Origin of the sequence: Alteribacillus sp. YIM 98480, assembly GCF_009765375.1 — a bacterium.
Taxonomy (GTDB): domain Bacteria; phylum Bacillota; class Bacilli; order Bacillales; family Marinococcaceae; genus Alteribacillus.
This window is the reverse complement of sequence record NZ_VTOK01000005.1, coordinates 166,759-179,646: the sequence shown is the minus strand read 5'-3', so window position 1 is coordinate 179,646 and position 12,888 is coordinate 166,759. Positions and strand designations below refer to the sequence as shown.

Annotated in this window: 15 protein-coding genes; 7 read left to right on the top strand and 8 right to left on the bottom strand. The window is 39.6% G+C overall.

What is annotated here, in order from left to right:
• Window positions 1-68: 68 nt before the first annotated feature.
• Together glcT and fabI are read right to left on the bottom strand one after the other, a co-directional pair.
• Window positions 69-905, bottom strand: a complete 837-nt coding sequence (gene glcT, locus FZF09_RS08390; RefSeq protein WP_158736139.1) for a glucose PTS transporter transcription antiterminator GlcT — start codon at window positions 903-905, stop codon at window positions 69-71.
• A 117-nt stretch (window positions 906-1,022) separates the two neighbouring features.
• Window positions 1,023-1,811 (bottom strand): enoyl-ACP reductase FabI, encoded by a 789-nt coding sequence (fabI, locus tag FZF09_RS08385; RefSeq protein WP_091584978.1) that lies wholly within the window; start codon window positions 1,809-1,811, stop codon window positions 1,023-1,025.
• Between the two features lie 244 nt (window positions 1,812-2,055).
• Between fabI and prpE the strand changes: the two genes are divergently transcribed.
• Window positions 2,056-2,823, top strand: coding sequence for a bis(5'-nucleosyl)-tetraphosphatase PrpE (gene prpE / locus FZF09_RS08380; protein WP_158736138.1), 768 nt, complete (start codon window positions 2,056-2,058; stop codon window positions 2,821-2,823).
• A gap of 2 nt (window positions 2,824-2,825) precedes the next feature.
• Window positions 2,826-3,272 (top strand): hypothetical protein, encoded by a 447-nt coding sequence (locus FZF09_RS08375; protein WP_158736137.1) that lies wholly within the window; start codon window positions 2,826-2,828, stop codon window positions 3,270-3,272.
• Between the two features lie 39 nt (window positions 3,273-3,311).
• Here the strand turns inward: FZF09_RS08375 and FZF09_RS08370 are convergent, their stop codons facing one another.
• The 4 genes from FZF09_RS08370 to FZF09_RS08355 all read right to left on the bottom strand — a co-directional run bounded on the left by FZF09_RS08370 (window position 3,312) and on the right by FZF09_RS08355 (window position 6,132).
• A complete protein-coding gene (locus FZF09_RS08370; RefSeq protein WP_158736136.1) occupies window positions 3,312-4,211 on the bottom strand; it encodes an RluA family pseudouridine synthase in 900 nt (299 codons plus the stop codon).
• A gap of 4 nt (window positions 4,212-4,215) precedes the next feature.
• Entirely contained in the window at window positions 4,216-5,010 is a 795-nt protein-coding gene (locus FZF09_RS08365) for an NAD kinase (protein ID WP_158736135.1), read from the bottom strand.
• 30 nt (window positions 5,011-5,040) lie between these two features.
• Complete coding sequence (yjbM, locus tag FZF09_RS08360; RefSeq protein WP_158736134.1) at window positions 5,041-5,673, bottom strand: GTP diphosphokinase; 633 nt, start codon at window positions 5,671-5,673, stop codon at window positions 5,041-5,043.
• A 75-nt stretch (window positions 5,674-5,748) separates the two neighbouring features.
• On the bottom strand, window positions 5,749-6,132 hold the full coding sequence (locus FZF09_RS08355; protein WP_158736133.1) for a UPF0738 family protein: 384 nt from the start codon (window positions 6,130-6,132) through the stop codon (window positions 5,749-5,751).
• A 154-nt stretch (window positions 6,133-6,286) separates the two neighbouring features.
• Here FZF09_RS08355 and FZF09_RS08350 point away from each other — a divergent pair, with 154 nt between their 5' ends.
• From FZF09_RS08350 to FZF09_RS22640, 5 genes are all read left to right on the top strand, one after another.
• Entirely contained in the window at window positions 6,287-6,871 is a 585-nt protein-coding gene (locus FZF09_RS08350; protein WP_158736132.1) for a CYTH domain-containing protein, read from the top strand.
• Between the two features lie 97 nt (window positions 6,872-6,968).
• Window positions 6,969-7,619: a lytic transglycosylase domain-containing protein gene (locus tag FZF09_RS08345; protein WP_483296079.1), complete on the top strand. Its 651-nt coding sequence runs from the start codon at window positions 6,969-6,971 to the stop codon at window positions 7,617-7,619.
• 346 nt (window positions 7,620-7,965) lie between these two features.
• Window positions 7,966-8,346 carry a globin domain-containing protein gene (locus tag FZF09_RS08340; protein ID WP_158736131.1) on the top strand — a complete coding sequence of 127 codons (381 nt, stop codon included), beginning with the start codon at window positions 7,966-7,968 and terminating at the stop codon, window positions 8,344-8,346.
• A 24-nt stretch (window positions 8,347-8,370) separates the two neighbouring features.
• On the top strand, window positions 8,371-9,285 hold the full coding sequence (locus FZF09_RS08335; protein WP_158736130.1) for a ClpXP adapter SpxH family protein: 915 nt from the start codon (window positions 8,371-8,373) through the stop codon (window positions 9,283-9,285).
• A 71-nt stretch (window positions 9,286-9,356) separates the two neighbouring features.
• On the top strand, window positions 9,357-9,530 hold the full coding sequence (locus tag FZF09_RS22640) for a hypothetical protein (protein ID WP_170031727.1): 174 nt from the start codon (window positions 9,357-9,359) through the stop codon (window positions 9,528-9,530).
• A gap of 144 nt (window positions 9,531-9,674) precedes the next feature.
• Here FZF09_RS22640 and pepF read toward each other — a convergent pair whose 3' ends face one another.
• Both pepF and FZF09_RS08325 read right to left on the bottom strand, forming a co-directional pair.
• The gene (gene pepF, locus FZF09_RS08330) at window positions 9,675-11,489 is read right to left on the bottom strand and encodes an oligoendopeptidase F (protein WP_158736129.1); all 1,815 of its coding nucleotides are present in this window, start codon (window positions 11,487-11,489) and stop codon (window positions 9,675-9,677) included.
• Between the two features lie 59 nt (window positions 11,490-11,548).
• Window positions 11,549-12,748, bottom strand: a complete 1,200-nt coding sequence (locus tag FZF09_RS08325) for a competence protein CoiA (protein ID WP_158736128.1) — start codon at window positions 12,746-12,748, stop codon at window positions 11,549-11,551.
• Window positions 12,749-12,888: the final 140 nt, after the last annotated feature.

Here is a 12,888-nt window from a genome sequence, read left to right as displayed (position 1 = left end):
TATCAGTGAACCAATCTATTTCTCTCATGCCTGCATAACCAGTAACACGGAATAGTAATTGGATAAGTTCATTTATATGATTGTCTTGAAAGCCTTTGCAAGTGGAGTGTTAAATATACCGCTTCACTTTCTGGAACCGGCTTTCGAAGTGCTTGCTGCATCATTTTAATTAATTTCCATGACAAATTGTAGCACAACGGATATTCCTTTTTCAACACATTTTTTAAAGATTCCGGTTCATCAGCATAATCATCATTTTGAATTCTTTCTAAAGCCTGGTGCAGATGACGCAGCAGACGTTGATGGTCTAATTCTTTTGGATTCATCGAAATATCAAACGTCTCTTCAATAAGCTTTACCAAATCTGACACTAGCATTGTATGTTCATTTACTTCTTTTAAGGAGCGCCGCGTCAGGGCACTATGAATATGGAGAGCAACAAAGCCGACCTCTCCTTCTGCCATCGGAGTACCCGTACATTCTTCTACGTGTAAAAGCAGCTCACGTGCCGTTTGAAATTCCTCTGGATAGGCAATCTCGGTTTCAGCTAGAAACGGATTTCGCACCTCAAGACCTTGTTTCTGGCGGTGAACAGCATAATATAAGTGATCGGTCAGTGCGACGTGAATGTGTTCATGAAGCGTTACGTTAAACCGGTTCTCTACCATTGCCATGCACTCATTCATGCAGCCGATAAACGCTTCATCTATTTCTATTAAGAGCTGCTTATATTGTTCTTGTTCCCGTTGGTCTTTTAATACAAAAAATTTTTCTGCCCCGCTGTCATCTACGGTATCACCGGGTTTTTTACCAAATCCCAATCCTTTGCCGGTAAGGACGACTTCTTCATAGTCTGGATGTTCAGCAATGATGACGTTGTTATTTAAAACTTTTTTGACATTCATACCCCAACCCCATCTTCTTATAAGCTTCAGTCTATAATCATACCGAACCTTTTGTCCTACCGTCAACAAAGAAAAGCCGTGCATCCTTAAATGAATAACACGACTTTGAGTTAAAGCTTAATTAAACATTCCAATTTTGTTGTAGCCGCCATCTACATGGATGAGTTCACCCGTAATCCCTCGGGATAAATCACTCATTAAAAAGAGAGCGGTATCTCCTACCTCCTCTTGAGATGTAGGCCTTCGGAGCGGAGCTTTTTCTTCCATTTCTTTTAGCACATCATTAAATCCGCCAATCCCTTTTGCTGCAAGTGTTCGAATCGGACCTGCTGAAATGGCATTCACCCTAATGTTTTCTTTCCCAAGGTCATTTGCAAGGTAGCGGACACTTGCATCGAGTGAAGCTTTTGCGACTCCCATAACATTGTAGTTTTTCACTACTTTTTCTCCGCCGAGATATGTCATCGTTACAATTGAACCGCCTTCACTCATAAGGTCAAGCTCCCGAACAGCTTTTGCGACTCCTGTAAGAGAATAGGCGCTAATGTTATGGGCGAGTAAAAATCCTTCACGGGTAGTATTTAAGTAATCGCCATCCAACTCATCCTTATTAGCGAATGCGATACAGTGCGCGAGTCCATGGATAACGCCAACTTCATCTTTAATTTGCTGAAATGCTTTTTTAATTTCATCATCATCAGAGATGTCACACGGCAAGATAACGGAATCATCCCTATCCAGTGTATCTGCCAGTTGCCTAACGTTTTTTTCCAGACGCTCGCCTGCATATGTAAACACTAATCTTGCTCCTGCTTTTGCGAGACTTTGTGCAATCCCCCATGCAATACTCCTTTTATTGGCAACACCCATAACGACATAAGTACGCCCTTCTAATGACAGGTTCATAACGATCGCTCCTTTATTATAGATTTCTTTAACTTCAACAGTTGCTCTTATCACCTGGTAACAATCACATTATATCATTCTTTTCTGCTCTATCCCAACCTGGAAACAAACATCATGTTTAAATCTTCCATATAGAGAGAAAGTAGGAAGACAGAAGTACGCATTTTATATTAGGATGTTTTCATAACTTTTGTTATTATTCATGCTATAATACATTAAGTCAAATCTTGGAAGGAGAACAGGTATGACCGCCTACGATTTTATAGGAGATATACATGGCTGTTTTGATGAATTAATTACTTTGTTAAAAAAGACCGGTTATCAAAACAAAGATTCTATTTATACACATCCTGCCGGTCGTCTGCCTGTTTTTATAGGGGATTTAACCGATAGAGGTCCAAATTCTGTCGCTGTGATACAATTAATTACTGACATGGTTTATCAGGGATCAGCTTACTACGTTCCTGGTAACCATTGCGATAAGCTGTATCGTTATTTTCTTGGAAGAAACGTCATGATTAAACATGGTTTGGAGACAACCACAGCTGAGCTTGAAGCTCTTTCCAGGAGAGAATACAAATTTATTCGAAAAGCTTTTATGGACTTATATGAAAATGCCCCGCTCTACGAACGGCTTGATGATGATCAAGTCGTAGCTGCACATGCCGGTATTCGTGAAGATATGATTGGAAAAGAAAATAAATCCGTGAAAACGTTTGTATTATATGGGGATATTACTGGGGAAAAAAATTCAGACGGTACTCCTGTGAGACGAGACTGGTCTGCTGCTTACAAAGGAAAACGGCTGATTGTTTATGGGCATACGCCGGTTAAAGAACCTCGAATAGTGGGTAAAACAATTAATATTGATACAGGATGCGTATTTGGCGGGAAGTTAACTGCATTGCATTACCCTGAAATGACATTTAGTCATACGCCTTCTACTATGCCGTTTGTGCCAGAAAAATTTCGAACATTTGAAGATACACCGAATCAAAAAGCGGGGGAATAATTATGAGGCGCACTGCATCTATTCTATACATCATTATAGGCTGTACTTTATTTTTGATGGGATGCCAAGGAGAATCCTCCATTCATCTGGATGAAGAAGAAAGTTATATTTTGACGGATAACGATCGCAGTACGCTGACTGTTTACGCAATGCTTAAAAATGAAGGGGATCGATCATCCAATGAACTATATGCCGATTTCACTATTAAAGATGAGCAGCTAGCCGATCAATTGGGATCGGAAAAAATTCTTTTCAATACAAATGAACAAGGTATACCTGAACGGTTCTCTATAGAAGAAGGAGGAGGCTATTTTATCAGCGAAAGCTTTTCAGTCGAAGAAGAATTGGAAAAGACAACGATCGAAGATACCTTTTTCATTAATGTATATAATGAAGAGGAAGAAAAAATACTTGAAGAAACCATTGAAAACATAAGAGAAAACAAATAATGAGGAAGGCGCTTCATATTAATAAAGAGCCCTGCCTCGTTATTGTTTTTCCATTATTAACTGCGCTATATCGTCTGGAAGCTTGGCGTGAACAGTATGCCAGCTTTCAAAAACAGGATGACAAAAATGAAGCATTTCTGCATGTAAAGCCTGCCTATTTATATAGAAGCTGGCTTCTCCGTACAAGCTGTCTCCTAATAAAGGATGCCCTGCATACGCTGCATGAACTCGGATTTGATGGGTTCTGCCGGTGTATAAAGTAAATGATGTTACATCGCTGCCATCTATGGTTTTCATTACGTGATACCCTGTTTTGGCTCGTTTTCCTGCCGGATGTACCTGGTGTTCAATAATGCTATTTGGACTTCTTACAATAGGCGCATCTATTATCCCTTCCGGCTGTTCCCACCTACCCTTTACTACTCCGATGTACTGTTTATCCCCTTTTCCCGTTTGAAAAAAAGACGCTAAACGGTGATGCGCATAAGCATGCTTTGCTATAGCCACGACGCCGCTCGTTTGTCTGTCTAATCTTGATACAGCATGAAAGGAGGAAGAAATGTTCTGCTCCCGGTAATAATTCAAAACAGCTCCTGCAAGGGTGACTTTTTCTTGCTCTCTTCCCGGCAATGTAGAAATTCCCGGGGGTTTATTTACAATCAAAAGATGATCGTCTTCAAAAAGAATATCTAACGGCATAGAACATAGCGGTATAGCTGACGGAAAAGGAGCAGCCGGAAGGAAGACTTTCAAAGTTTCTCCTCCTTGCAGCGTATGGCGCACCGTTATATGGCGGCCGTCACATAAAATGCTGCCATGCATTTTTGCTGCTTTTAACGTGTTTAGAGACATGCCTTTTTGATCACGTAAAAATTCTTTGACAGATATGTTTTCCTTTATCGTTGGAACGTTCCATTCAAGCTTATGCCTATATTGCATCTTTTTACTCACCGACAAATGATTCTTTGACTCTTTTCCAAAACGTAAAAGGTCTAAATCTCGCAAATCTAACTTTCTCTTCCGCTACCCGGCATTGTATCGATTTTACCGATTGATCAACCATCGATTTATGGTCAATTGTTATTTGCATTTCCACGTCATTCAGCGGTTTAAGAAGGCATGTATGGTGCTGAGGCATGATGAGCGGCGAACCAACTGTACGGTAGACACGGTTGTTAATAGATGCCATTTCAGAAAGCTGCATGGAAGCGAGCGAAGGATGGAGAATGGCTCCTCCTAGCGCTTTATTATACGCGGTACTACCAGAAGGAGTGGAAATACACAGACCATCCCCCCGAAATGTTTCAAATTTTTCCCCTTTAATGTCAATATTGCACACTAAAGATCCTTCCATCGTTTTTACTGTGCACTCATTCAGTGCCAAGTAACGATCGGCATGCGGACCATCATGATGACGGACAACAACTTCTAGGAGAGGATATTCAACTACTTGAAAAGGCGTTTTTGCAATGTGAATCACTAGTTTTTCGACCTCTTCTGGTTTCCAGTCCGCATAAAAACCTAAATGGCCGGTATGAATCCCGACAAAACAAGTTTCTTCAAGGAATTCATGATAATAATGAAATGCTTGCAAAAGGGTGCCATCTCCGCCTACAGTAATGACAATATCGGGTTTCTCGTTATTTTGTGTCAAGCCAAATTCTTGTAAATAATCGGTGATTTTTTTTTGTAATGCGTTTGATGTATCGTCTCCCCTTGAGGTAACAGCGAAATGCAAGAGAAACGCCTCCTTTCCTTTCTGTCATTATTATTTTGGGTGATGTTGTTCACGGTTTTTAATAAGAATTTGCTGCGCTTCTCGCACTTCCCCTTTTATCTTGGACATCTCCTCATCAAGCTTAAAAGCTGCTTCGGCTGCGCTTTGCAGCCGCTCTTTAATATCGGAAGGAATTTCACCGCTGTATTTATAATTTAAAGAGTGTTCTATGGTTGCCCAAAAATTCATCGCCATCGTACGTACTTGCACTTCAACAAGTACTTCTTTTTTTCCATCGATGGTATGTACTGGATATTCAATCACCATATGATACGAACGATAGCCGCTTTCTTTTTTCTTTTTTATATAATCTCTTTCCTCCATAACGTTAAAATCGGTTCGCGAACGAATGAGATCAACAATCGTATCAATGTCATTTACAAACTGGCAAACAAGTCTTACCCCTGCAATATCCTGCATATCTCTTGAAAGCCGGTCCAAAGGAATGCTTTTTCGTTGTGCTTTTTCTAAAATACTGGTGACAGGCTTTACTCTTGCCGTCACAAATTCAATCGGCGTATGTTTTGAAGACCGTTGATATTGTTCCCGTAATCCCTTTAGTTTTACTTTCAGCTCTTCTACCGCTTGTTTATAAGGTGACAAAAACGTATCCCAGTTACTCATTACAAGCCACCACCTATGTTTAGTGTATATAGCAATGCTGTCTCAAAGCTTTCATTCCATTATTCGAACGTCAGGTTATGCTTTCACGTCGAATGCTTCTTCGACAGCTTCTACCATATCAGAGCCATAGTTTCCATTCCCAGGGATGTTATCGAGCAAATATTCCATTTCAGAATGAAATTGTTCGAGCTTTATTAGTGACGGGCCGCCAGCACTTACGTCCCACCCATTTTCGTAAGCTTTTTTCAGCTCGGGCCATATTTGTTTAGGCAGACGCAGCTGGACAAATGCTTCTTCTGAATCCAGGACGTATACAAACGTCAAAGCGTCAGAATCAGCCAGCATGCGCATTCCATCCTTTAATGTATTCCATTCCTTTTCCGGCCATTCTTCAATTGGAAGTAATATTAAATGATTATCTTTTAGCTTTGTTTCCGTTACCGTTAATACATGTTCCATTATTACACCTCATTTTCTGCTTGCTCCACATTTCATTTTACCATATCTTGTTATGAACATCGTGGCAGCCTAAACTAATTCCAAACGATATGGTATCATACAACCACAACCCGCGTCTTTGATTTTGACAAAACATAAAGAAAGGATGACACCAATGGCACAGGAAAACGAAATAGAGAAGAAAAATCTGCTTACAGAAGCTGAATTTCAGACACTTTGTAAGGCATTTAACGTGAATGACGAAGACTTTTTCTGGCAGGCTAATACATATTTTGATACAAGTGACTATGAACTGAAAAATAAAGGAGCGGCACTTCGTATTCGTGAAAAAAACAGCCAGTTTGAGCTCACTTTAAAACAACCTGCTAAGGAAGGATTGTTAGAAACAAACCAGCCGCTAACCAAAAAAGAAGCAGTGGAAGCATTCACTTTTAGCCGTCTGCCTGCAGGAGAAGTGAAAACTCAGCTAGAGAAGACATTGTCGATTTCATTAGATGATGTAAAAATGCTTGGCACATTAAAAACAAAACGTACTCACGTTCCTTATCAAGCCGGTATGTTATTTTTAGATCATAGCGTTTATTTGAATACAGAAGATTTTGAAGTAGAAATCGAAGGACCTTCCTTAAAAGAAGTAGATAACTGGCTGAATGAAGTGTTAACGACATATAATATTCCTTATCGAACAACCCCAAATAAAATCAAACGCTTTTTCACTAAAAAACAAGAAATACAATAAAAAAGCGCACATCATCAGATTGCCGGGTCAATCATTTTTTGGTATATTTTAACTATAATACATTCGATATTTATAATACTTTTATGAGGTGACAAGGTTGGCTATTTCTCCTTTGCTGCAGTTGATGAGTCCTATAACAAATCTTTCGTCGTCATCCGGTATCCATCCTTCTTCCTATGTTTCTGCTTTTCAGAACGTTTTAGACGAAGAGTTAACAACAAATAATGCTGCTTCGTTCGATTCACAACCGTCAGAATCTTTATTTTTACATCCGGAAGCAGCGTCTCCATATTTTCAGACACACCATACAGAAAGCTTTGCCCAAACCAGCAGTGTAACAAATCAAGCCGATAAACATTCTAATCAGAATGAAGTTGCTTCCTTGATTGAATCGGCAGGGAATAAATACGGAGTAGATCCTCGTTTGATTCATGCTGTTATCAAGCAAGAATCCGGATTTGATCCCAACGCAAAGAGTCATGCCGGAGCAATGGGACTTATGCAGCTTATGCCAGGTACAGCTCGTTATTTAAACGTGGAGGATCCCTATAATCCTTCGCAAAATATTGAAGGCGGTACTCGTTATCTCAAAGATATGCTTGAGCGTTTCAACGGAGATACTTCTCTAGCGCTTGCGGCTTACAATGCCGGACCTGGCAACGTGGACCGCTTTAACGGCATCCCTCCTTTCAAAGAAACGCAAAACTATGTCCCTGCAGTCATGAATACATATCAGTCTCTCATATAATTTTTTCAAAAGGGCATCCCTAATAGTACTTAACTATAAGGGGTGCTCTTTTTCATTTATTAGAAAAACGTTTTAATCATTTTATAATTGGAAAAATTTCTCTATAACCTAAACGCCATATGCAAAGCCAAATCATTTGCTGTTCTAAAACAGCATTGCTACAATAAAAGAAAAGCTGACCGCCGCAAAAAGCCACATAAACAGGGTGTGTTTTCCTTACATTCGTTACATGCTGCTTTAGGGAACAATCCTTTTTTCTTGCATTCTTCTTCTTTTCCCGTTATTTTATATCAAGTGTTTCCTCATGGGTAAAAAGAAAGAAAGTGCAAAGAAAGGAGCACTGATAATGCATAAAGATCAAATACCGTTTGAAGAAATCGGGCACGAAACGCTGAACCGCCTGGTGGATGTTTTTTATACAAATGTGAAAAACCACCCGGACCTATATCCTATTTTCCCGGATGACTTAACCGAAACGGCTCGAAAACAAAAACAATTTCTCACTCAGTTTTTAGGCGGTCCTCCTCTTTATACAGAAGAACACGGCCATCCTAAACTAAGAGCCAGACACCTGCCCTTTCCGATAACTCCAACGAGAGCAAAAGCTTGGCTTTTATGCATGGAGCAAGCAATGGACGAAATCGGGCTAGAAGGACAGCTGCGTGAGGATTTTTTTCAACGTTTAACCTTTACAGCGCAACATATGATTAACACACCAGAAGAATAATACAGAAAGGAGTCTGGACCATCAATGAAGGAAGATAAACAGCTACATTGTGATGAACAGCTGGGAATCTGCGGCCTTTCTCCTGAGGAAGAATCAACGAATATTAAGCACAAAAAGAAGCTCGAATTATATATATTTACAGATCCACTCTGCCCGGAGTGCTGGGCGTTTGAACCCACTTTAAAAAAACTTGTCCTGGAATACGGTCATTATTTTTCGATGCGTTTTTTCGTTGCAGCTGACCTTGATTCATGGAACAAAACCGAAGCACGGCAAGTGAAAGAACAAAAAAACTTGGCTGATTTATATGAAGCAACAGCAAGTAGAACAGGAATGTCTTGTGACGGGGATATTTGGTTAGAAAACCCTATCGAATCGGCATATGCTCCGTCAATAGCAATGAAAGCAGCAGAAATGCAAGGTCGTCAGCTTGCTTCCATATTTTTCCGCCGGCTTCGCGAAATGCTGTTTCTTCACAAACAAAACATTGCGGATGAAAAAATACTCATAGAATGTGCTCGTAACGTTGGTCTTGATATGGAAGAATTTCAAAAAGACATTCATTCTCATTGTGCCGTTAAAGCTTTGCAATGTGATATGAAAACGACCAAAGAAATGGAAGTTGAGCGCGCTCCTACGTTTGTTTTTTTTAATGATCGCGTTGAGGACGGCGGGCTTAAAGTTTCCGGACTCTACCCATATGAAGTGTATGTTGACATTTTGAAAGAAATGCTTGGAGAAATCCCTAAGCCTTCAAGTAAAATGAACCTAGAAGAATTTCTGAAACGGTATGAATTTGTTGCCACAAAGGAAGTTGCTGTCGTTTTCGATTGGAATGAACGTGACGCCAACGCTCAATTAAAAAAACTAGTTCTCCAGCGCAAAATTGAACGCGTTCCCGTCAAATATGGAACGTTTTGGCGGTATATCGGCGAATAACAACGTATACACTTGTCCTTCCGCTCATACGCTGATAAGTAAAGCAATCAGTTTTGAGGGAGGGCTGTTTTATGAAAAAAGTTTTAATCGGTATCGTCTGCATTATTATTAGCTTTATTCTTTTTGTATTAGGACTGATGAAATTTCTTCCCGTTATCATAGGCAGCGTTCTACTGTTTTTATCCATCTTTTTCACTGTCTTGTTTTTCAGTGAAAGAAGAAGATTTAAAGGCATTAATTTATGAGAGTACAGGACGTTCGACGTTTTAGCAAAAGATCCTCTATATAGTTACGCCCGATCGCCGGGCACTGAATTTAGATTATAAACGCAAAAGTGTCTCCTAAAAAAGCCCTCCCGAATCAAATATTCGGCGGGCTTTTTTGATTTATTATCCTTCAAGTAATTGTTCCATCTCATCTAATGTTTGCTCAAACAGTGACATCGCTTCTTGAATCGGCTCAGGAGATGTCATATCAACTCCAGCTTTTTTTAATACTTCTATTGGATAGTCCGAGCTTCCAGATTTTAAAAACTCCAAATAGCGCTTTACAGCCGGCTCTCCTTCTTCAAGTATCTGCCTGGATAATGCAGCAGCTGCACTATAGCCGGTAGCATATTGGTAGACGTAAAAGTTCATATAAAAATGCGGAATGCGCGACCATTCCAGCGCAATGTCATCATCTACTGTCATATCATTTCCGAAGTATTTTTCATTTAACCCGTAATACTCTTTTTCTAAGAGATCGGGAGTCAATGCTTCTCCTGCGGCAGCTTTTTCATGAATAAGCTGTTCAAATTCGGCAAACATTGTTTGACGAAATACAGTTCCTCGGAACCCTTCGAGAAAATGATTTAATAAATACATTTTCTTTTTCTTGTCTTCGGTTGTTTTTAATAAATAATCGTTTAACAATGCTTCATTAACAGTCGAAGCCACTTCTGCCACAAATATGGTATAGTCCGAATAATGAAACGGCTGATGTTTTCTGCTGAAGTAACTGTGCATCGAATGCCCCAGCTCATGCGCAAGCGTAAACATGTTGTTCACGTTATCCTGCCAATTCATTAAAATATATGGCATCGTTCCATATGCACCTGATGAGTATGCCCCACTTCGTTTTCCTTTATTTTCATACACATCGATCCAGCGATTTTTATATCCTTCTTCTACGATCTTGACATAATCTTCTCCGAGCGGCTCTATCCCTTTTAATACAAGCTCTTTCGCTTCTTCATAAGTCACAGTCATATCAACGTCTTTTACAAGCGGCGTGTACAGATCGTAATTGTGTATTTCATCTAGTTTTAATACACGCTTTCTTAACCGTACATATCTGTGCAAAAGATGCAAGTTCTTATTTACTGTTTCGACAAGCCGATCATAAACGATTTCTGGTATATGGTTTTTACTAAGAGCGGCTTTTCGCGCTGTTTCATATTTCCTTACATTGGCGCTGAACAAGTTCTTTTTCACCTGGCCGTTCAGTGTGCTGGCCAAAGTATTTCTGTACTTTTTATAGGTTCCATACACGGCCTCAAAGGCATCACGCCGCACACGCCGGTTATCACTTTCAAAGAAATTCAAAATCCTGCCGTGGGTTACTGGTACTTCTTCTCCGTCTTCGTCCTTGATGTTTGGAAATGTTATATCCGCGTTGTTTAACATTCCAAATGTTTTACCGGGGTTAGCTGTTACTTCAGCGACTTGTGCTAAAATGGATTCTTCTGATTCATTTAAAACGTGCGGACGCTGCTCGTTTATTTCATTTAAAGCATGTTCATATCGTTTTAATTTTTCATGTTCTTTTAAAAACTGGCTTAATTTATCCTCTGGAATAGATAAGATTTCTGGAACGAGAAAAGCCATCGATTGACCTAGTTTGGATGCTAATCCTGATGCCCGGTCATTAAGACCTTGATAATATGAATTTCCTGTATCTTGATCATAGCGCATATGAGCATAAGTAAACAGCCGGCCGAACCGTTCAGCAATCTCGTCTTGCTTTGTTAACGCTTGATAAAGCGTGTCTGCTGATTCACCGAGTTTCCCTTTAAAAGAAGTAAGATCAGGCATCAATTCTTGCACTTGTTTAAATTCTTTTTCCCATGCTTCATCTGTAGCAAAAATGTCTTCTAAATTCCATGTGTATTCTTTTGGTACTTCATCTCTTTTTGGCAATTGTTTAGTTGCCTGTTCACTCATGGAAACACCTCCAGTAGTTACTGCCAATTTTACCGAACTTATCCAATAAACACCAATGTTTAATTCACTATTCCTTTGTAAAATATGATGTTGCTCCACTTTTTATCCATTTTGAATGCGTCCTCTAGAGATATCGGCAAAAATATATTTTTTACCTTTTTCCAGCCTGCTCCAGTATTTTTCAATATTCCAATACGCTGTAACAGTTCTAAATAAAAAAAGACGGCTTTTTCTATAGGAGAAGAAATAGAAGGGAGCTCACGAATAATAAAATTATCGTTCAAAATAAGAGAATGGATTTCATGACAAATGGTGCGGGAAGAAAAACGTTGATAAAGGGGAATGTTGGGGAGAAAACAAAGCAAAATCCAGCTCTGCCAAATATAGGACGAAGTCTGAAATGCTTCCATGCTTAACGATGGCCAGCCTGCTTCAGAAGGAAAAAACGGAAGATCAGAACGATGCTTAGCAAATATCTGCCGCATATATGTTTTATCTGGCTTTCCCCTCCATTGATTGGTGTGAAAACGCCAGTTTTTCTTTTGATTCATCCAGTTTGCCGACCATGTGAGGGGACCGTTTAATGTATTTGGCAGATAGATAAGATGCTCGATAGGAGTATGAATAATCGGCATCGTATAGACATCCCCAAAGACAGCAGAATTAGCAGGCAGTGCTCTTGGAAACAAGTAATAAAAAGAAGAGCTTTCAGGAGAGAAATAAATAAAAGCGTGGCGCAAATCCTTTCGCCTTTCACGCAGCCCAATCCATTCAAAAGAATGAATCACATAACGAGGACCTTCCATTTTTCGCAGACGAGAAAGAGAAAATATCCAAATAGGGGTTATTCCGACAGAGTAATAATCCTTTGTACGCTGGATCGTCTCTTCTGAAGAAATAGAGGAACATTGAAATTCGAGGGCATAACTATTATTTTTCCATGTAAATAATACATCAGCTGTCCGCCGAATCGAAGAGATAAATGCTTCCACAGATGGCGATAGACCTTTTTCCTTGAGCCACTGATATAACACTAATTTCCCAGCCAGATGCTCTTCTGTTTCGGGTTCCGATTGATAAGCACAAAGAGAGCCGCTTTGATGAGCAAAATGCCATCTGCGTTTGGTCCCCTTTTTTAGAATAACGTTTTGAGAGCAGGCCGGACAATAATAGGGGGGCGGATAATGTGAGGGAAAGCATTCACGAGGGGTGGTCAACAAAGATATCGTTTGACCGTTATTCGTTAAAGCTGTAAACATGTCAACCTCCTTTCTTTTATAATTTCTTCTTCACACTTACACCATTTCCTTTTTTAAAATCTTAAAAATTGTAGTTTCACTTATACTTTTTCCCTTTAACAAAGTTAAACTTTCCTTTAACGATAAAAAAACCAGCCCCT

Coding starts and splice junctions, on each gene's coding strand:
- FZF09_RS08370 (WP_158736136.1), bottom strand. CDS start 4,211: ATGCAATATAGGCATAAGCTTGAATGGAACGTTCCAACGATAAAGGAA.
- FZF09_RS08375 (WP_158736137.1), top strand. CDS start 2,826: ATGAGGCGCACTGCATCTATTCTATACATCATTATAGGCTGTACTTTA.
- yjbM (WP_158736134.1), bottom strand. CDS start 5,673: ATGAGTAACTGGGATACGTTTTTGTCACCTTATAAACAAGCGGTAGAA.
- FZF09_RS08355 (WP_158736133.1), bottom strand. CDS start 6,132: ATGGAACATGTATTAACGGTAACGGAAACAAAGCTAAAAGATAATCAT.
- prpE (WP_158736138.1), top strand. CDS start 2,056: ATGACCGCCTACGATTTTATAGGAGATATACATGGCTGTTTTGATGAA.
- fabI (WP_091584978.1), bottom strand. CDS start 1,811: ATGAACCTGTCATTAGAAGGGCGTACTTATGTCGTTATGGGTGTTGCC.
- FZF09_RS08350 (WP_158736132.1), top strand. CDS start 6,287: ATGGCACAGGAAAACGAAATAGAGAAGAAAAATCTGCTTACAGAAGCT.
- FZF09_RS08335 (WP_158736130.1), top strand. CDS start 8,371: ATGAAGGAAGATAAACAGCTACATTGTGATGAACAGCTGGGAATCTGC.
- FZF09_RS08325 (WP_158736128.1), bottom strand. CDS start 12,748: ATGTTTACAGCTTTAACGAATAACGGTCAAACGATATCTTTGTTGACC.
- FZF09_RS22640 (WP_170031727.1), top strand. CDS start 9,357: ATGAAAAAAGTTTTAATCGGTATCGTCTGCATTATTATTAGCTTTATT.
- glcT (WP_158736139.1), bottom strand. CDS start 905: ATGAATGTCAAAAAAGTTTTAAATAACAACGTCATCATTGCTGAACAT.
- pepF (WP_158736129.1), bottom strand. CDS start 11,489: ATGAGTGAACAGGCAACTAAACAATTGCCAAAAAGAGATGAAGTACCA.
- FZF09_RS08340 (WP_158736131.1), top strand. CDS start 7,966: ATGCATAAAGATCAAATACCGTTTGAAGAAATCGGGCACGAAACGCTG.